The following is an 18,560-nucleotide window of genomic DNA, read 5'->3' as shown; positions in this document are numbered from 1 at the left end:
TTCTTTTCTTATAGCATTATGAGAAATAATCAAGCTGGCTAACGTCCCTCAAAAGAAAGGTTTAGTTGATCAAATTTATTTGTCGTGAGAGGGGAATGGAGACTATAGTAACGGTTAGCCCTTCTCTATCCATTTCGCGTTCTTATTCTTATGGCTACTGCCACTTGGACTCGCCGCCATGTCCTTTCCCTGGAAGATTTTACGTCGGCTGAATACGACACCCTATTACAAACAGCCGCTAGCTGTCGGGAAGTTCTCTCCCGGCGCACGAAAAAAGTCCCGGCTTTGCAAGGTCAGGTAGTGGCGAATATGTTTTTTGAACCTTCAACCCGCACCCGCAGTAGTTTTGAACTTGCGGCAAAACGGTTGAGTGCGGATACACTGAATTTTGCACCGGGAACCTCTTCTTTGACCAAGGGAGAAACCATTCTCGATACAGCAAAAACCTATTTAGCAATGGGTGCGGATATGATGGTAATTCGCCATCGAGAAGCTGGAGTTCCTCATGCGATCGCGACTGAAATGGATCGCCTGGATACGAATGTCGGTATCCTGAATGCGGGAGATGGTCAGCATGAACATCCCTCCCAGGCGTTGCTGGATTTGTTTACAATTACATCCCTATTGGATTTTGAGTATCCTCGTCTGAAACTCTTGGCAGACAAAAAAATTGCCATTGTCGGGGATATCATACATTCACGGGTTGCCCGTTCTAATATTTGGAGTCTGACGGCGAGTGGTGCTGAGGTTCATTTAGCCGGTCCACCAACCCTAGTACCCCAGGAGTTTGCTGAGTATGTCCATGGGAAGGTAGGGGTCGTCGGGGCTGTAGGGGCGAAGCATTCGCGCCCCGATCTATCGGGTTTCTACTCAAATCCAAACGCGAATGCTTCGCCCAATCCCCAATCCCCAATCCCCAATCCCCAATCCCCAATCCCCAATCCCCAATCCCCAATCCCCAATCGTCGGCTATTCTTGCATTGGGATGTTGAACCGGCGCTCAAAGATGCGGATTTTGTCATGACCTTACGGCTACAAAAAGAACGCATGACAGCGCATCTACTGCCCAGTTTGCGAGAATATCATCAGCGTTATGGGATAACGCGCGATCGCTTGAAACTTTGCCACCCTGGAGTCAAAGTCCTACACCCCGGACCCGTCAATCGCGGCGTGGAAATTAGTTCAGAGTTAATGGATGATCCGGAATTCAGTTTAATTTCTCAACAGGTAACCAGTGGTGTTGCGGTACGCATGGCGCTACTTTATCTGATGGGGAGTGGGAAGTCTTAATATCGGTCATTTGTCATTAGTCATTAGTCATTAGTCCTTTGTGAATAATGACTTAAGATTTAGTGGAGTTTCTACACCATGAGCGGCAGACAGATGTTTGACCTATCCAAAATGCCTAAAGCCGAGCTGCATCTTCATTTAGAGGGAGCGCCAAGCTGGTCTACCTTACGCATGGCACATAAACGGCATTATGGCACGGAGTTACCCAAAGTACCACCTTGGTATGCACCTGACTTCCGGTTTAGCGATTTTGGAGAGTTTCAGACTCTGTTTGAGCAATACATTTATCCGTGGCTACGGGTTCCCTCCGGTTATGCAGAACTGATTCACGATGTGGTAGAAGGCTTGTTAAAGCAGAATATCCGCTATGCCGAGATCAATGTCGCTGCTGCATTGGTAGAACAACTCGGAGCTTCCCTTAGTGACGTTTTCCGATTACTCGAAGCAGAAATAGAACGGGCTCGCGCCAAGGATTGCAGGATTCGTATATTTGTGGGATTGCTCCGGAATCAGGGAGTTGAGGACGCGATTTACTGGGTGCGGAGAACTCGGTTGGTTTCCATCGTCACAGGATTTGATCTACAAGGGAACGAAGTCGGCTGGCCCCCAGACATGTTCAAACCCGCGCTTGATTTGGCAACAGAAGTAGGCAAACGAGTCAAAGTTCATGCCGGTGAAATGACTGGAGCACAGAACATCCAAATTGCCGTTGAAAAATTAGGCATTGACCAGATTGGACATGGCACTTCAGCGATTCAAAATCCAAAAGTAGTAGAACTATTGCGCGATCGCGGTGTTACTGTGGAGATGTGTCCTACTTCAAATGAACGACTGCAAAATGTCGCTTCTTATCAAGACCATCCGATTTTTGCCCTTGATGCAGCAGGTGTCCCAGTTACAGTAAATTCCGACGATCCAACCTTCTTTGGTTGTAACCTCACCGATGAATTATCGCGGTTGATCACACAGCGACAGGCGAAAATCTCTGATCTCAAACGCTGGACTCGGAATGCCTTTCGTCAGGCAATTCTTGATGAGTTCACTCGGGATCGTCTCATCGCAGAACTCGAGCAATGGTTGCCTCCTGGGGAATGAGTGTCAGATAGACGTTCCACCGGGAGAGGTTCCACCGGAGGAGTCTCTACAATGTTCAAGGAAACAGAAAATCAGGTAATGGCTTGTTGGCTGTGCTTGTCAAACAGGTGAAACTGAGACCGATCAAACACCACACTAACCGATTGTCCCACACTCATGCGCGATCGCGGATCAACTCTGGCGATGAATTCGTGATTTGTTGGCGTCGTCAGATAAACAATGATTTCATTCCCCATCATTTCCGTAACGGATACTGTGGCTTGAACAGAGGAGGGACGAATACCTGGGGGAATATAGTCAGGATCATGGATGTTTTCTGGGCGAATCCCAAAGATAACTTCTTCCCCTGAATAATGTTGATAAAATAGGGCTTTTTCTGGAGGAATATGAAGTTCAAATGAGTCTACTTTTACATATAACTTTTCATCTTTACTGGTTAACTTAGCATCAAAAAAATTCATGGCTGGAGACCCAATAAAACCAGCCACAAAGACATTATCCGGATAATTATACAGCTTTTCTGGGGTATCAACTTGCTGTAAAACTCCCTGATTCATCACCGCAATGCGACTTCCCATAGTCATTGCTTCCACTTGGTCATGGGTGACATAAATAAATGTAGTGCCTAATTCATGATGCAGTTTACTAATTTCTGCCCGCGCCTGTACCCGTAATTTAGCATCTAAATTGGATAACGGTTCATCCATTAAAAATACAGCCGGATTCCGCACAATGGCGCGACCCACCGCAACTCGCTGGCGCTGTCCTCCGGAAAGTTCTTTGGGTTTGCGGTACAGTAAATGGTCAATTCCTAATTGCTTGGCTGCACTTTCAACACGGGTTTTGATTTCGCTTTTACGCTTCCCTTGTAATTCTAGACTAAATGCCATATTTTCATAGACAGACATGTGGGGATACAGGGCGTAAGACTGGAAAACCATGGCAATATCCCGCTCTTTGGGCGGAACATCATTGACTCGCTGCTCGCCAATATAAATACTGCCTTGGGTTATATCTTCCAGTCCCGCCAGCATCCGTAGGGAGGTAGTTTTACCGCAGCCAGAGGGACCAACAAAGACGAGAAATTCACCATCGTCAATAGTCAGATTTAAATCATTGACCGCGATAAAATCAGCAAATTGTTTGTTGACGCCTTCAAAAATAACACTAGCCATTTTAGAACCTGAATTGGGAATTTAGACGTAGATGCCCCAACGGTATGCTAATATAAAATATTAATACTTACTTGATAAAGTGTCCAGCTTTGCGGCTCTCCCGTACCTAGGGTGATAAGCAAACCTGATTATTCTTGGAAACTTTGTGGGGCAAGACTTTCAAAACAATGTTTTTAGGGAATCTATCACTAATATAGGCTTTTCCACCACAAGTACGGGAGAGCCCTTATCCTATATTGAGGCAAATCGCCCTGATGTTGAAGCCGAGTATCAAATTGTTCTGAAACAGGCTGAAGAAAATCGACAGTATTGGCAGGAGCGCAATCGTAATCATGCTGCTCGTGTTGCCACAATGCCGCCAAAACCAGGGCGAGAAACTCTTTGGGTAAAACTCCAACAGCAGAAAGCTAGACATCAACTAGAAGCATGATTTTTTATCATTAATCGCAATTGATAAATAACAAATTAGAACTTAAACAGAAATTCTGCTTAGGGTAAGGGCACGACATGTCGTGCCCCTACGTGGTTGTTCAACTGCTGATGATTACCCTCTGTTTCCTGTTCCTACACATAAGACATTATCCCTTAACTGAACCTGCCAAAATCCCCCGAACAAAATACCGTTGCAGGGCAAAAAACACAATCAGGGGTACAATCATGGTGACAAAAGCCCCGGCTGTCAGCAAATGCCAAGCTTCGCCACGAGAACCTACCAACGTAGTTAAACGAATGGTTAAGGGGGCGACATCGGGTGTTCCTCCCAGATACACTAAGGCGACTAATAAATCATTCCATACCCATAAAAATTGAAACACGGCAAAGGATGCGATCGCGGGGAGAGAAAGGGGTACAATTAAGCGAGTAAACGTGGTTAAGTGCGACGCCCCATCCACCGCCGCCGCTTCGATTAAATCCTTGGGTAGGGAACCGATATAATTTCTGAGTAAATAAATCCCTAACGGCATACCATATCCCGTATGGGCTAACCACACGCCTAAAAACGAACCCGATAATCCCAAATGATTATAAGATCGCAATACCGGAATCAGCGTCATCTGTAAGGGGACAACCAACAACCCCACCACTAAAATAAATAACAACTGACGCCCCGGAAACGTCATCCAAGAAAAAGCATAAGCGGCAAATGTGGCGATAGCGATGGGAATAAGTGTCGCGGGAATGGCAATGGCAAAGCTATTCAGAAACGCTTGTCCCATTCCTTCCGCCGTCAAAACATCGATATAATTACCTAACTGATATTGGGTGAAATCAAAGGGATGTTGAAACACCATCCACCAGCCACTTTCCAACAAGTCATCCTTCGGGCGTAGGGAACTAATCAACAAGCCAACGGTGGGTAATGTCCAAATTAAGGAAATGACGATTAAACTCAGATGAACCGGAAGGCTATTGAAGGCATTTCGCAACTGATGAGACAGATGTTTCACAGAATTCGATTTACGGCGACGTTTAGATTTCATCGACTTGCCTCTTGCTGACGGAAGCGGCGGATATTGACGACCATAATTGGTACAATTGCTAGTAATAAGATAACCGCGATCGCACTCCCCCTGCCATAGTCGCGATAGTTAAACATTTCTTTAATCATCCGCGAAGCAATCACTTCTGTGCCTTGATTCCCCGCCGTCATCACAAAGACAATATCAAACACCTTAAGTACCATAATCACCACTGTGGTTGTCACCACCGCCAAGGTGGAACGAATCATCGGGATAGTAATCCGCCAGAAAATTTGTACCTCACTCGCCCCATCCATCCGGGCGGCTTCGATAATATCTTTGGGAATCCCTTTAACCGCTGCGGAAAGCAACACCAGACAGAAGCCGGTTTGCAGCCAAATCATAATCGCAATTAGGGCAAAATTGTTAATCGAGCGTTCCACTAACCAACCCACGGGTTCAAATCCCAGGCTGGTGATGATACCATTGAGTAAACCAATTTGCTCTGATCCGGCTGGACGAAAGGCATAGACAAACCGCCAAATCACACTCGCGCCGACAAAAGAAATTGCCATGGGTAAAAAGATGAGGGACTTGGCGATAGGTTCATACCGTACCTTATCCATGAGTACCGCCAGAATCAAGCCAAACCCGACACTAAACCCCGTCACCAGAACCAGCCACAACAAATTATTGCGAAACGCCACCAGCATCGCCTCACTGGTGAAAGCAAACTTATAATTTTCTAGTCCGACAAAATTTTGCGATCGCCGATCCAGAAAACTGATGTAAATTGTGTTCAGCGTGGGTAAAATCAAGTATGCCGTCAGCACCAGCAGGGCGGGAGCGAGATAAATCCAAGGTAGAATTCGCGATTGCCATTTATGAGGTAAGGTGTTGGCTAGATAATTCATGGCATAAAAGAAGCCAAGCACACCGCCACAGCCAATAATTACGGCAATAATTACACTGATAATTTTACTGAAAACTGACATAAGAATTTACTCTAACTGGAGGAAACCGATATCAATCCATCCTGTTACCATCCTCTATGATAATCGTTCTATCCTATCTGTCTGTGCTAAGTAGGGTGGGCATTGCCCACCAGCCTTAAGGAGCGTGACATTCACCCTAGTTTGCACGCTGCTTAAAAAGTCGTCATGCACTAGCTGTGCTAAAGCGGGAAGTGTCAATTCTGCTGGTTTAAGTCTTGTAAAATAATTGTATCCTCGCTACTCTCTAAGAATTAAACCAATGACTCGCACCAAATCCGTTCGTCCTCGTCGCCAAGGCAGACTATTTCCGGAATATACGATACCCCCAGAGGAGTTAGCCAGACGGGAAGCGGAAAAAAATGCCCGGATAAAGCGCTATCGAGAGATTTTTGCTCAAGTCAGCCCTCAACTCATCCGAGATCATTACAACTGGTTTATGATTATTGAACCAAACAGTGGGGATTATTTTATTGATCCGGATGAAGACGTGGCGATGGAAAAAGCGCGTCAAAAATACCCAAGCGGTATGGTGGGAATTATGCGCCTTAACGAAACCGGAACTTGTGGCAAGATATGATTTCAGGCAAGTTTGGTGAGATTGGTGAATTGATCTTTGAAATTGATTTAGTTGGCGCTGATGCAGAAAGATACCCCATTGATGTGTTATTAGATACAGGCTTTACAACGGGCTATTTAGCGCTTGATGCTCAAGATGTCCAAAGCTTGGGTTGGTCGATGATTGAAAGTGAACGTGCGATGCGAATGGTACAAGGGGAGGATTTTTTTGATATATATGAAGGCAGGGTTTTTCTGGATGAAAGGGAATATATTATTCCAGTATTAGCTGGATCAGGTATATCCGAACCGCTACTCGGTTTGCAGTGGTTGAAGATGCTACCACTGGCGGTGAATTTTGCAACTGGAATGTTGACGCTGGGGTAAATGGCGAAAGAAGCGCCTGTGAGAGTTTGTCGGGGCGGGCGCGAGTCTTAAACAACCCCACCCTAACCCTCCCCTTATCAAGGGGAGGGAATCGGGAGGGAACCACACCGTCTTTAGTTTCCCCCCTACCCCCCTCGTTCCCCCCTGCAAGGGGGGAGAACAGAGGATGCTTCGCTTTTTTTGCACGGGGGATTAAGGGGGGTTAAGAAATTGGAAAGGATAATATGTAATCCTAAAAAAGGACAACTAATTCAAAAATTATATATCCAGAGATTAACTCATGGCGCAGATAAGTTTATCGAACCTGTCTCCCGATCATAAAGCTTGGGAAAAGCATCGAGCCAATGCTGATATTATCTCGGGTTTTTACAGGCAAGGTAAAGGTAGCTTTAATCGCTATGCCCATCGGATGCGTGATTGTGCCAAATTCCTGGAGTTTTGCCTAGTCCCAGAGTCAACGGAGGATTTGCTCGAATTTAAACTATCTTACGCCAGATTTTGTCGAGTGCGTCACTGTCCGATTTGTCAGTGGCGGCGAAGTCTGATGTGGAAAGCTAGGGCGTATAAGGTGATTCCTCAAGTTGTTGCAGATTATCCTAAATCCCGTTGGCTGTTTATCACGTTGACGGTTCAGAATTGTCGTTTGGAGGAATTGCGAACCACGTTAAATTGGATGAATCGAGGATTTAAGCGGTTGACGGAGTTAAAAGCTTGGTCCGCTAAGGGATGGGTTAAATCGGTGGAAGTGACAAAAGGTAAGGATGGAGAATCAGCACATCCCCATTTCCATGTGTTGGCGATGGTGCCACCATCCTATTTTAGTCATGGCTATATTGCCAAAGCCAAGTGGGGACAATTATGGCAACAGTGTTTGCGAATCGATTATACACCTGTCCTCCATGTGAGTGCGATCGCGAAGAGTGATGACCCAACGGTGATTATCCCAGAAATCCTCAAGTATCAGGTAAAGGAATCAGACTTAGTGGCGAATCGAGAATGGTTTCTGGAGTTAACCCGCCAACTGCACCAAACCAGAGGTGTGGCTGTGGGCGGTGTTTTGAGGCAATATATGCGACAGATGGAGTTGGAACATAAACAGCGAATTAGTCAGGAGGGGGATGAGGTGGATGATGAGAATGTATCGTTTACGTGGAAGCGAGAGTTGGGGATGTACATAGCAGAGTAACAAGGGAGACAAGAAGAAAGAATGCCAATGCAGGCATACAGGGAACTGTGAGACATGAGTTATGTAGAAAACCTAACCCTCCAGCAATAGAACCAGAAGGTTAGGAATTAGACTATTCGTCCCGATTGTCCAAGCGATTGTCCAATAATTCGTCAAGAAATCCTGAATTCTCAAGGAAAGAATAGGCTTGCCAACCGACCACTGGAATTGCAATAAGGAAATAAATTGCTTGAAGTACGAGAACTACTCGCTTTGCTCGGTCAATCCATTTATTCATGGGAAACGTCCTAAACTAAATATTGATTTCATTCCCCATACGGCGAGAGCCGCTTGAACAGCTTCCCTTGAAAACATGAAATAAAAGAGATATAAAAAGCGATTGAGGCAAGGAGTATAGTAATTAAAAATCGATAAAAATTGAGTAATAAAAGCTCAAAGGGTGGATCAGCGCGATCGCACCCTCAAAGCCGTACCCATAAAACCTATAAAGCGACTGACTTAGAGTAATTCCAATATCCTAGGGAAGAATACCCAATAAGCCAAAATTCCTCACAAATTGCCATCAAATTTAACCGTAAATTCCCCTGAATCAACGCCAAATACTATTTGCGCCAATGCAGAAAGCAGCGATAATAATTCCTACCAAATCCGGGTTATCCACCCCCGTTATAACCCAGTCCGCGCAGGCGGACTTTGTTTGTGTAGCAGCGATTTCAATCGCCCCTTGCTTCCAGCCAATGTTCCAAATCTGCCAAACGATTGAAGTCTAAAAAATCTTCTCCTAAACTTTCCAACTCTTCAAGTGATAACGTCTCAATTTGGCTAGTTATCGCCATGGGAATCTCGCCAAAGCGCTTTTTGAGTTGACGCAAGATTAACGCGATCGCTTCCGTTATTTTTCCTTCTTTTCGCCCTTCTTTTCTGCCTTCTTTTCTGCCTTCTTCTTGAGCATAAATGATCCGTCCTTTCTCATCTTGGAACATCATCGCTCGCCGCTCGACGAATTCTAACTCTTCTACAGTCATTTCCGCTTGATTAGCAATCGTTAAAGCGAGTTCTATTTCATTGACTTCCCCTAATTTATCTGGTATTGTATCTAAGGTTGCCGCTTCTTTAATAAAATAAATCCACTTATCGCTTAAACTGCTTAATTCAGATAGGGTTTTCTTGAACTTTGGCAATTCTATAAAAAATAGTTGTAATTCTGCATCGGGATATTCAAATTTTTTCGTCTTTTCCTGAAAAACAAATTGATTGATCACATCAGTCGTCTGGTTAAACAGGATAAAGTCGGTGATTGTCAAAGCAATGACCGGGGTGAGTGTTAGATAATTTTCTCCTATACCCAACTGATTGGTATAGGCTTTCCCCAGGTTATAAACAACCCGTTTACTAAAAGCACTTACCCGCGCTACTTGCATTTCAATAATGACGATAGATCCGTCCTCTAAAACAGCTTTTACGTCTAGGTAAGTATCTTTTAACGTCATCGCCTGACCCGGATTATAGGGATTGACAATCGTTAAGGATTGAATAATCTGATTACCCCCATAGATTATGGCATTGAGAAAGCTGATTAAAATTGCTTGGCTTTGTTCAGAGCCAAATATTTTTTTAAAGGCATAATCGACTTTAGGACTAATAAACTTCATGTTCCCCCTTCAGTCTAAATTCAGAGAATATGGTTTTATTTTACCGTCCTGTTACCCCTGCTCCCCCTGCTCCCCCTGCTTCATCGTATCTACAAAGCTGCTCAAGTATTTTTGCCGCGCTGCACTAGGATATGCCGGGGGAATCTGACAAACCCATTAACATAGAGAAACATGGCACAACTGCAAAGCAAGCGAGTAACGAATGACCTCAACTCTGCTCAAAACTCCACCTCTAAATGCCCCAACCCTTGAGACATTACCGAATGGTCTAACCATTGTGGCAGAACAGATGCCTGTCGATGCGGTTAACCTGAATGTCTGGGTGAATGTGGGTTCCGCCGTTGAACCTGACCCGATTAACGGTATGGCGCATTTTCTCGAACACATGGTCTTTAAGGGAACACCACGCCTGAACAGTGGCGAATTTGAGCGGCTGATTGAAGAACGTGGTGCGGTGACTAATGCGGCAACGAGTCATGATTACACCCATTACTACATCACCACAGCACCCAAGGATTTTGCTCAACTCGCGCCCTTGCAACTGGATGTGGTATTAAATCCCCTCATTCCCGATGACGCCTTTGAACGGGAACGGCTAGTAGTGTTAGAAGAAATTCGGCGTTCGGAAGATAGTCCCCGTCGCCGCACCTTTCGGCGGGCGTTAGAAACCAGCTTTAACTACCTCCCCTACCGTCGCCCGGTACTTGGACCCACATCTGTGATTGAAACCTTAACCTCTCAGCAGATGCGAGACTTTCACAGCACCTGGTATCAGCCCAAAACGATGACAGCCGTAGCGGTGGGCAATTTACCTGTGGAGGAGTTGATTGAAACAGTAGCCCAAGGATTTGCCCACGTAGGGGCGAAGCTTATGCGCCCAGATTTATCGGTTGTCGGTCAAAATCCCAACGCGAATGCTTCGCCCAATCCCCAATCATCCCGTCTTACCTATAAGCCAGAAGCGCCGTTTACCGACATTGTGCGCCAAGAGTATGTAGACTCGACATTACAGCAGGCGCGATTGGTCATGGTTTGGCGAGTACCGGGACTAACACAGTTAGAAAGTACCTATCCATTAGACGTTTTAGCCGCTATTTTAGGACAGGGGCGGATGTCGCGGTTGGTGCGAGATTTGCGCGAAGACCGTCAACTGGTGACTCATATTGGGGTGAGTAATATGACCCAGCAGCTACAGGGAATATTTTATATTTCCGCCCAGCTTCCCACAGAGAACTTAGAAATTGTGGAAGCGGCGATTGCGGAGCATATTCGTCGGTTACAAACGGAATGCGTCGATGGGGCGGACATTGCCAGAATTAGCACCCAAGTGGCGAATCGATTCATTTTCAGTAATGAGAAACCGAGCGATCGCACCAGTCTATATGGTTATTATCACTCCCAATTAGGTGATTTAACCCCAGCCTTAAATTATCCGGCTCGCATTCAAGCGGTCAATGCTCACCAGATTCAACAGGCTGCCCAGGATTATCTGGCAACGGATGCTTATGGTATTGTGACGATGAAACCAGCGTAAATAGACGGGAAGAGATAACGGGACGAGATAAATAAGATAATAGGGCACGGCAATGCCGTGCCCCTACCACAATTTAGGAATAATTAATTGATAATGAAACCTCTAAGCAATCGCACTAAAATCGTTGCTACCATTGGTCCTGCAAGTAATTCACCAGACATCCTCAAGCAAATGGTGCAAGTGGGAATGAATGTGGCACGGTTAAACTTCTCCCATGGTAGCTACGATGACCATGCTCACACCATTTCTTTGCTACGTTCTATTGAAGAGGAATTAGATACACCGATTACGTTACTCCAAGACTTACAAGGACCGAAAATTCGAGTCGGGAAACTGCCCGATGCAGGACTTAACTTGGTTCAAGGAGAATCCATTTCCTTCGTTCCCCTTTCTGAATTCAATCATCAAGCGAAAACCGTTGCTATCGACTATCCCCACCTGGCTCAAGAAGCAGAACCCGGAGTGCAGATTCTGCTGGATGATGGACTTTTAGAACTTCGGGTTGAGGAAATTGACGGCAATACCGTTAAATGTCAAGTCGTCGAAGGGGGTATACTCAAAAGCCGTAAAGGGGTTAACCTACCCGGATTGAGCCTAAATCGCCTACCCTCTATGACAGACAAAGACCGACAAGATTTAGAATTTGGCATTGCTCAAGGGGTTGACTGGGTGTCCTTAAGCTTTGTGCGTTCTGCCGAAGATATTCGTACTCTCAAAGGATTTCTCCAGCAACACAATGCCTCATCCCTACCAGTGATTGCCAAAATCGAAAAACCTCAAGCGATCGCGAACTTAGAAGCCATTATTAATGAGTGCGACGGTATCATGGTAGCACGGGGAGATTTGGGTGTAGAAATGAGTCCGGAAAAAGTCCCGTTTCTGCAAAAGAAAATTATTCGGATTTGTAACCAAAAGGGGATTCCAGCAATCACAGCAACCCAAATGCTCGACAGTATGATTAATAATCCCCGTCCAACTCGTGCTGAAGCCAGCGATGTGGCTAATGCAATTATTGATGGCACCGATGCGGTTATGCTTTCCGGGGAGTCAGCCGTGGGTAAATATCCACTTAAAGCCGTGACAATGCTAGCCCGTATTGCCACGGATGTGGAACCAGAAATTAAGTTTGTCAACTATCCCCCAGCCGCAACCAGTGAAGCCAATGCTCTGAGTGAAGCGCTCAACACGATTGATAAGATTATGGATTTGCGCTGTATTGCGGCTTTCACCAGTACAGGACACACCGCCAAACTAGCCGCCGCCGAGCGTCCAGGAGTGCCTGTTATTGCTCTAACTCCTAATTTAGAAGTTTACCACAACTTGAATTTAGTTTGGGGGGTTAAACCCCTGTTAATCGAGCAAGAAGTTGAGTCTTTTGAAGAGCTAGTTAATCAAGCCCAAACTCAGTTATTAAAACGGAATTTAGTGGTAGCGGGAGACAAAATTTTGATTATCGCTGGGATTCCGACAAAAATCCCAGGCGGAACGAACTTGCTCAAGCTTCATACGATTAGCGCGTGAATTACCCACACCGTAGCGCCAGCTCAGTGTAGGCTTCAATACTCAAAATTATTGCTTGTAACTTTTGACTTCTTATACCAAATCCGGGTTGGCTGCCCCTGTTATAACTCAGTCCGCGCAGGCGGACGAAAGTTTGTGTGGTTCCGCGATTTCAATCGCCTCTTCTTGCAGGGGGTATTCATAAATTGACAATGGATAATGAACAATGGATAATGATCTCTCCTTAAAAGAAGAGGATTGAAATTAAGGAAAATCTTTTTTAATTTCTTCGTAAACGAAGAGGTCTTAGACCCAATTAATCAATTGTCAATTATCAATTATTAATTATCCATTGATAAAGGCGGATTGGGTATTATCTGCCGCTAATTGCTATTACGCCAACCAACATTCTATAGTCCGTGTTCTTGATAATCTTCAGAGGACTTCGGATCTAATTCCCAACGCTTCTCATCCCGCCGTTTTAGCTTATCCGTGACTTGCGCCGGTTCTTTTTGAGCGCCAGCTACACCAACTACTCGCTCTATCTCCTGGGTTACATTTTGCTCCGGTGTGGATGCTAAACCCCCAATCGCTTCGTCGCCGCTTACTTTTGCCTGGTAGAGGTTAGCATCTATATCGGTAGTGGTGGGTTCGCCGCTTGCCATACGGTTTGTCGATTCTTTAACCTGACTTTCGTCTGATGATATCGGGTTTGACTGGGATTGGTTTATGTTTTCAGGTTCCATCCATATCTCCTTAGTAGTGGTGTGACACAGCTAATTTGTATAGATTAGCTTGGGTTCGTTCGTAGTAAGGGATGCGAGCCCTATCTTTTGTTAGGTTTCCTTGCCTTTTCCCAACCTACAACCTATTCCTCAATTTTAGCTGTACTACGGCAGTAGTGGTGTGGCAAAGCTAATTTGGTAGATTAGCCTTACAACCAGAAAACCCATAAAATCAGGGGCTAAAGCCCCTACTACGAACCCAATCTATTCCACAATTTTAGCTGTACTACGGCAGTAGGTTACTACTCCCACCCAACAGCTTAGCGTTTCCCAGGTAAATCGGTTTATTACCCCAGAGCGAACCCTATTTCTTTCTTTTGAGAGATGACTTTTTCCGGAACCGTTCATAAGCTGAGAATACTTAATCCATAATACCTGTTTAGCCCGTCGTATTATTCGTGGCTGAAAGAATACAAGTCCAATATTTTACCAGATCAAGTCGTTAACAATTCTGATGATGATAACCGATAATAGAGCCAAAAAAGTTGCCATTCTGATTGATCAGAATTTTGAAGATTCCGAGTTTCAAATCCCTTATCAAGCGCTGCAACAAGCAGGGGCACAGGTTGTGGTTCTGGGTTCGCGCATGAATGAAACCTATCAGGGAAAACAAGGGAAGGTTTCGATTAAACCGGATGGTACAGTAACCGAAGCACGTCCAGAAAGTTTCGATGCTGTAGTTATCCCCGGAGGGATGGCGCCGGATACGATGCGAAATAACCCTAATGCCGTACAATTTGTGCAAGGAGCCATGGAGTTGAATAAGCTCGTCGCGGCGGTGTGCCACGGTCCCCAAGTATTAATTGAAGGGGATTTACTTCAGGGCAAAAATGCTACCGGATTTCTCTCCATTCGCAAGGATATGACGAACGCCGGTGCTAACTATGTGGATGAACCCTTAGTGGTGGATGGGAATCTGATTACCTCTCGTCAACCCGGTGATTTGGCAATCTTTACTACCGCCATTCTCACCCGATTGGGTTTAGGGATTCCGGATCAAGCGTTACCCGATGAAAAGGATACGACCGCTCAATGGTGGCAATTGGCAGAAGCTTGGGGGGGTAGTAGCAAAAGCGACATTGTTAATGGATTGAATACGGCTTTAGCTGGGGAACGATATGGGCGAAAAGCCTTTGAGTATTATGCCCAAAAAGTGCCTGATGTCGAGTTGCGATCGCTACTGCAAGAAATCATCGAAAATAAGCAGCATCATATTATTATGCTGGAGAATCGTTTGAGAGATTTTCAGGCGTTTGAATCCATTCCGGAAGTGGCGACAGACGCCTACGCCGCCTTACAAAATTGGCTGCAACCGAGCGACAGTTTATCAATTTTACGCCATGCCTTGGGTGACATCCAAACGGGTGTTGTCGATGCTTATAATCTGCGGAAACAATTCACAGATCCAACATCAACCGTACTGTTTACTCAGATTGAAAAGGAGTTGGCAGAATACGAACAGCGTTTAGCTGACCTTTATCACAATCGCCTGGGAGAACAAGAAGCGACGCCTGCTGAACCCACTACCTTGGCGGCGGTTGGGGGTTAAGGATTGATTTTTGGGGGTTAGCCGAAATACGCTAACCCGCTAAACTCGTTCTCGTTTCCCTTTTCTGTAAACGTGGATTTAATTAATCTTTGAGTACGAGCCGGCCGTTCCGGTTTTGCACCGGTCTGAAATTATTGGAATATCGGTTTGTAAAGTTGCTGAGTTGTCCTGATGTAATTCTCATCGTATCTTTATATACAATCCAATTCACAATTTCTGAACAAGGCGGTGTGGTGAGAGAACCAGAATACCGATAATATTGGGGCGGGGCGGTCAGTAGACTGCCTAACAGACCATCACTAGGAAGAAAGTATTTAGGATTGATGGTTAGTGAGGGTGATGTTGTTCCACCTGATGGGGGTAGGTTGTTCAAAATCTTTGCCATCTCAGAGTTTGTACCAGAACTGCCCACTTCCATGAGCCTGCCAATGACCGCTAGTTCTACGTTTCCCTGTGGATCTGTACGTTGATGAACTAGGTGAACTTCCATCGGCTTAACTTCGTTATTTATAGTATGTTCACTGGAAGCGTGGAAGTGAAATTGGATTAAATTAAATGTTTTACCATCCAAGGTCAGAGTACTACCAGGAGGACAGTCAACCTGGATAGTCTTACCAGTATCCCTAATGGTTGGGGAAAACGAGTTGTAGTTAATGCTAAAGTCATTGGCAAAATTGACATTAACCGGATTTGTGAGAGCGATTGGGGATTGTCGTGTTCCCGTTCCACAAACCGCATAGGCGGGATCAAGATTTCCCCATTCATCAGGTCCAAGTGATCCGGTATAACCCCATGCAGCACCTCCCCCACCAGATGCTGATACGAGAGACTGTACGGCAGCGGTTAAGGAGGTTCCAGCTACGCCGATTGACAAATACTTGAGTAATGTACGCCGATCCATTTGCCTTATCTGAGTGAGTGCTTTACAAATCTTTATAAATATAAGCTTACTCTAATTTTTGTGAATAGTCTACCGATGGATAGAAATTTATTTATCAGTATTGGTTATCAAAAAGTTAAATTTATAGCATTAATTAACACAGATTGCTATACTGTTGCCCACTTTCCCAATTATCCCCAAGCAAAATCATCCCAAAGATAGATGTAGAAAAAATTGATTTGAGATGAGTTGAAAACAAGAACAGAGTAGAAATAGTCGTGGGAAGAGGTTTGGATCGTGAGTAGACTCCTAGAAGGAAAAGTCGCCATCGTGACAGGTGCGGGAACAGGTATCGGGGAAGCGATCGCGCATAAATTTGCCAAAGAAGGCGCTAAGGTGGTTGTCAATGGACTACCGGATGATCCAGTTGAGGAGGTGGCAAAAGCCATCAACGACTTTGGCGGGGAAGCGATCGCGGATCGAGGGGATGTCTCAGAAACCAATCAAGCTCAAGCCTGTGTGGAAGCGACGATTAACCAATACAGGACACTGGATATTTTGGTCAATAATGCAGGTGTGTTTCTGGCAACTGCCCAAACTGAAGACTATCCGATTGAGGCATTTGATCAAACCCTGAAGATGAACCTGCGATCGGCATTCCTGATGACTAAGTACGCCCTACCTCATTTGCAAAAAAGTCGGGGTAACATAGTTTGTGCTGGCTCAGAAGCCGGATTTAATGGAGTAGCACAAAATTCTCCCTACGGCGGAACCAAAGGCTGGATGCACGCTTTTGTTAAAGGTGTAGCCGTTGAACAAGCCAAATATGGAGTGCGGGCGAACTGTTACTGTCCAGGTGCCATTGATACCGCCTGGACTCACAAAGAAACGGGTCCGATGGACGCTCAGATGGAGGAAACCCTGATCATGGCGGCGCCGATGGGACGACGGGGTACACCAGAGGAAATTGCCAATGTTTGTGCGTTTCTAGCTTCTGAGCAAGCCAGCTATGTCACCGGAGCACTATGGCTCGTGGATGGGGGAGTGACGGTTGCTAAAGGCGCCGTGGGTCAACAAACCCCCGAATCCCTGCGTCAACCCCCATCTGGTGAACTGCGTCTGGATCACCAAAAAGAGGGGTTAAAGAACAAAGAAACCCAGAAAATCCGTTAATACCGAGTTGCGCTCTTTCCGTAGTAGATAGGAAGAGCTGGGGGAGCTGGGGAAGCTGGGGGAGCTGGGGAAGCTGGGGAAGCTGGGGAAGCTGGGGGAGCTGGGGAAGCTGGGGGAGAGAACCTTATATGTAAGGCAATTTAAGGGAACGAGGAACAGGGAACGGAAAATGTCCACTTTTAAATGCACATCAGCTTAGCAAACAGATAATCAAATAAGGAGATTAATCATGGCAGATACCACCGTTAAAAAAGTTCAATCCCAGCATTCACCAAGCGATGAAAAGGCTTAAACGACCAGAAATGTAGGGGCGCACCGATGTGCGCCCGATTTAACCGTAGAATCTATTTTACCCCTACGATGGCTTACGCCATTGTCAACGACACCAAATCATCTGCCATTTCAAAATTAGCGGTGACGTTTTGCACATCATCCAACTCATCGAGGGCATCCATTAATTTTAGGAGCGATCGCGCCACATCTGGATCAGTAATTTCGACGCTATTTCCCGGTATCCAGCGTAACTCCGCATCGCGCACGGTAAAGCCTTGATCCTGTAAGGTTTGATTCAAGTGTTCCAGATTCGTCACCTCGGTTACGACATCCGCCCCCGGTTCCTCCTCATCCTCAATCCATTCATAGGTTTGGGCACCGCCAGCTAGTGACGCTTCCAATAACTGATCCTCAGGAACCTCACCCGCTACTGTCACCACACCTTTTTGGTCAAACATCCAGCTAACGCAACCCGTTTCCCCTAGATTCCCGCCATTCTTCGTAAATGCTGATCGCAAATCTGCTGCCGTGCGGTTACGATTATCGGTAAGGGCTTCAATTAGAATCGCCACACCTCCAGGACCATACCCTTCATAGCGAATCTCTTCTAGGTTATCGCTACCACTATCAAATTGACCCGACCCTTTCGCGATCGCCCGGTCAATATTATCATTAGGAATACCCGCCGCCTTTGCCTTCTCAATCGCGGTGCGTAAGCGAAAATTCCCATTCGGGTCAGGAACGCCGCTACGGGCAGCTACAATGATTTCTCGTGAGAGTTTGGCAAAGGTTTTTCCCTTCACCGCATCCACTCTCGCCTTCTGGCGCTTAATATTTGCCCATTTACTATGTCCTGCCATAACTGAAACCCAAATCAGTCAAATCCCGCTTCCCTAGGGTAGCTTGGTCATTGGTCATTTGTCATTGGTCACATCAGCTTTGGGAGGGTTTCGTTCCTCAACCCAGCCTACACAATATTTGGCTCAAGTCAACCGCGATCGCTATTCCTCTAATCGCTCGCATCAATGGACATCTCTGGATTTTGTGGACATAAGCATAACCATCTGTTTT

General features: G+C 45.7%; 16 protein-coding genes and 1 pseudogene. 10 read left to right on the top strand and 7 right to left on the bottom strand.

From position 1 onward, the window contains the following. Positions 1–150 precede the first annotated feature (150 nt). Both ACLGGO_RS16705 and ACLGGO_RS16700 read left to right on the top strand, forming a co-directional pair. Positions 151–1,290 (top strand): aspartate carbamoyltransferase catalytic subunit, encoded by a 1,140-nt coding sequence (locus ACLGGO_RS16705; RefSeq protein ID WP_446420143.1) that lies wholly within the window; start codon positions 151–153, stop codon positions 1,288–1,290. 78 nt (positions 1,291–1,368) lie between these two features. Continuing rightward, positions 1,369–2,385 carry an adenosine deaminase family protein gene (locus ACLGGO_RS16700; RefSeq protein WP_446420142.1) on the top strand — a complete coding sequence of 339 codons (1,017 nt, stop codon included), beginning with the start codon at positions 1,369–1,371 and terminating at the stop codon, positions 2,383–2,385. A 71-nt stretch (positions 2,386–2,456) separates the two neighbouring features. Here ACLGGO_RS16700 and ACLGGO_RS16695 read toward each other — a convergent pair whose 3' ends face one another. Next, positions 2,457–3,560 carry an ABC transporter ATP-binding protein gene (locus ACLGGO_RS16695; RefSeq protein WP_446420141.1) on the bottom strand — a complete coding sequence of 368 codons (1,104 nt, stop codon included), beginning with the start codon at positions 3,558–3,560 and terminating at the stop codon, positions 2,457–2,459. Between the two features lie 226 nt (positions 3,561–3,786). Here ACLGGO_RS16695 and ACLGGO_RS16690 point away from each other — a divergent pair. After that, positions 3,787–3,990, top strand: a pseudogene (locus ACLGGO_RS16690) (DUF433 domain-containing protein); the annotation flags it as partial. A 148-nt stretch (positions 3,991–4,138) separates the two neighbouring features. Here the strand turns inward: ACLGGO_RS16690 and ACLGGO_RS16685 are convergent. Both ACLGGO_RS16685 and ACLGGO_RS16680 read right to left on the bottom strand, forming a co-directional pair. Then, on the bottom strand, positions 4,139–5,041 hold the full coding sequence (locus ACLGGO_RS16685) for a carbohydrate ABC transporter permease (protein ID WP_446420140.1): 903 nt from the start codon (positions 5,039–5,041) through the stop codon (positions 4,139–4,141). Then, positions 5,038–6,015 carry a carbohydrate ABC transporter permease gene (locus ACLGGO_RS16680; RefSeq protein WP_446338338.1) on the bottom strand — a complete coding sequence of 326 codons (978 nt, stop codon included), beginning with the start codon at positions 6,013–6,015 and terminating at the stop codon, positions 5,038–5,040. The genes ACLGGO_RS16685 and ACLGGO_RS16680 overlap by 4 nt, the downstream gene beginning before the upstream one ends. A 259-nt stretch (positions 6,016–6,274) precedes the next feature. Between ACLGGO_RS16680 and ACLGGO_RS16675 the strand changes: the two genes are divergently transcribed. From ACLGGO_RS16675 to ACLGGO_RS16665, 3 genes are all read left to right on the top strand, one after another. Next, entirely contained in the window at positions 6,275–6,592 is a 318-nt protein-coding gene (locus ACLGGO_RS16675) for a hypothetical protein (RefSeq protein ID WP_446420139.1), read from the top strand. Further along, complete coding sequence (locus ACLGGO_RS16670) at positions 6,589–6,957, top strand: aspartyl protease (protein WP_446420138.1); 369 nt, start codon at positions 6,589–6,591, stop codon at positions 6,955–6,957. Before ACLGGO_RS16675 ends, ACLGGO_RS16670 begins: the two co-directional genes overlap by 4 nt. Before the next feature lie 280 nt (positions 6,958–7,237). Next, on the top strand, positions 7,238–8,143 hold the full coding sequence (locus tag ACLGGO_RS16665) for a protein rep (RefSeq protein WP_446420137.1): 906 nt from the start codon (positions 7,238–7,240) through the stop codon (positions 8,141–8,143). Positions 8,144–8,856: 713 nt separating this feature from the next. Here the strand turns inward: ACLGGO_RS16665 and ACLGGO_RS16660 are convergent. Continuing rightward, the gene (locus ACLGGO_RS16660; RefSeq protein ID WP_446420136.1) at positions 8,857–9,795 is read right to left on the bottom strand and encodes an Rpn family recombination-promoting nuclease/putative transposase; all 939 of its coding nucleotides are present in this window, start codon (positions 9,793–9,795) and stop codon (positions 8,857–8,859) included. A gap of 202 nt (positions 9,796–9,997) precedes the next feature. On the opposite strand from ACLGGO_RS16660, the gene ACLGGO_RS16655 reads away from it, so the two are divergent. Both ACLGGO_RS16655 and pyk read left to right on the top strand, forming a co-directional pair. Continuing rightward, the gene (locus ACLGGO_RS16655) at positions 9,998–11,329 is read left to right on the top strand and encodes a M16 family metallopeptidase (protein ID WP_446420135.1); all 1,332 of its coding nucleotides are present in this window, start codon (positions 9,998–10,000) and stop codon (positions 11,327–11,329) included. Positions 11,330–11,422: 93 nt separating this feature from the next. Beyond that, positions 11,423–12,850, top strand: coding sequence for a pyruvate kinase (gene pyk / locus ACLGGO_RS16650; RefSeq protein ID WP_446420134.1), 1,428 nt, complete (start codon positions 11,423–11,425; stop codon positions 12,848–12,850). Positions 12,851–13,239: 389 nt separating this feature from the next. On the opposite strand, the gene ACLGGO_RS16645 is transcribed toward pyk, so the two are convergent. Beyond that, the gene (locus ACLGGO_RS16645; protein WP_446420133.1) at positions 13,240–13,575 is read right to left on the bottom strand and encodes a DUF6335 family protein; all 336 of its coding nucleotides are present in this window, start codon (positions 13,573–13,575) and stop codon (positions 13,240–13,242) included. Positions 13,576–14,068: 493 nt separating this feature from the next. On the opposite strand from ACLGGO_RS16645, the gene ACLGGO_RS16640 reads away from it, so the two are divergent. After that, on the top strand, positions 14,069–15,163 hold the full coding sequence (locus ACLGGO_RS16640; RefSeq protein WP_446338331.1) for a DJ-1/PfpI/YhbO family deglycase/protease: 1,095 nt from the start codon (positions 14,069–14,071) through the stop codon (positions 15,161–15,163). An 82-nt stretch (positions 15,164–15,245) separates the two neighbouring features. Here the strand turns inward: ACLGGO_RS16640 and ACLGGO_RS16635 are convergent, their stop codons facing one another. Then, a complete protein-coding gene (locus tag ACLGGO_RS16635; protein ID WP_446338330.1) occupies positions 15,246–16,064 on the bottom strand; it encodes a carbonic anhydrase in 819 nt (272 codons plus the stop codon). 276 nt (positions 16,065–16,340) lie between these two features. On the opposite strand from ACLGGO_RS16635, the gene ACLGGO_RS16630 reads away from it, so the two are divergent. After that, a complete protein-coding gene (locus tag ACLGGO_RS16630) occupies positions 16,341–17,216 on the top strand; it encodes an SDR family NAD(P)-dependent oxidoreductase (protein WP_446338329.1) in 876 nt (291 codons plus the stop codon). Between the two features lie 365 nt (positions 17,217–17,581). Here ACLGGO_RS16630 and ACLGGO_RS16625 read toward each other — a convergent pair whose 3' ends face one another. Then, a complete protein-coding gene (locus tag ACLGGO_RS16625; RefSeq protein WP_446338328.1) occupies positions 17,582–18,349 on the bottom strand; it encodes a YebC/PmpR family DNA-binding transcriptional regulator in 768 nt (255 codons plus the stop codon). Between the last annotated feature and the right edge of the window lie 211 nt (positions 18,350–18,560).

Origin of the sequence: Coleofasciculus sp., from assembly GCF_046565525.1 — a bacterium.
Lineage (GTDB): Bacteria > Cyanobacteriota > Cyanobacteriia > Cyanobacteriales > Coleofasciculaceae > Coleofasciculus.
This window is presented reverse-complemented; position numbering and strand designations above follow the sequence as displayed.

Bases quoted from the DNA above. Each gene is read 5' to 3' on its own strand.
- ACLGGO_RS16680 (WP_446338338.1), bottom strand. From the start codon at position 6,015: ATGTCAGTTTTCAGTAAAATTATCAGTGTAATTATTGCCGTAATTATT.
- ACLGGO_RS16685 (WP_446420140.1), bottom strand. From the start codon at position 5,041: ATGAAATCTAAACGTCGCCGTAAATCGAATTCTGTGAAACATCTGTCT.
- ACLGGO_RS16635 (WP_446338330.1), bottom strand. From the start codon at position 16,064: ATGGATCGGCGTACATTACTCAAGTATTTGTCAATCGGCGTAGCTGGA.
- ACLGGO_RS16670 (WP_446420138.1), top strand. From the start codon at position 6,589: ATGATTTCAGGCAAGTTTGGTGAGATTGGTGAATTGATCTTTGAAATT.
- ACLGGO_RS16660 (WP_446420136.1), bottom strand. From the start codon at position 9,795: ATGAAGTTTATTAGTCCTAAAGTCGATTATGCCTTTAAAAAAATATTT.
- ACLGGO_RS16675 (WP_446420139.1), top strand. From the start codon at position 6,275: ATGACTCGCACCAAATCCGTTCGTCCTCGTCGCCAAGGCAGACTATTT.
- ACLGGO_RS16655 (WP_446420135.1), top strand. From the start codon at position 9,998: ATGACCTCAACTCTGCTCAAAACTCCACCTCTAAATGCCCCAACCCTT.
- ACLGGO_RS16645 (WP_446420133.1), bottom strand. From the start codon at position 13,575: ATGGAACCTGAAAACATAAACCAATCCCAGTCAAACCCGATATCATCA.
- ACLGGO_RS16705 (WP_446420143.1), top strand. From the start codon at position 151: ATGGCTACTGCCACTTGGACTCGCCGCCATGTCCTTTCCCTGGAAGAT.
- pyk (WP_446420134.1), top strand. From the start codon at position 11,423: ATGAAACCTCTAAGCAATCGCACTAAAATCGTTGCTACCATTGGTCCT.
- ACLGGO_RS16640 (WP_446338331.1), top strand. From the start codon at position 14,069: ATGATGATAACCGATAATAGAGCCAAAAAAGTTGCCATTCTGATTGAT.
- ACLGGO_RS16700 (WP_446420142.1), top strand. From the start codon at position 1,369: ATGAGCGGCAGACAGATGTTTGACCTATCCAAAATGCCTAAAGCCGAG.
- ACLGGO_RS16665 (WP_446420137.1), top strand. From the start codon at position 7,238: ATGGCGCAGATAAGTTTATCGAACCTGTCTCCCGATCATAAAGCTTGG.
- ACLGGO_RS16625 (WP_446338328.1), bottom strand. From the start codon at position 18,349: ATGGCAGGACATAGTAAATGGGCAAATATTAAGCGCCAGAAGGCGAGA.
- ACLGGO_RS16695 (WP_446420141.1), bottom strand. From the start codon at position 3,560: ATGGCTAGTGTTATTTTTGAAGGCGTCAACAAACAATTTGCTGATTTT.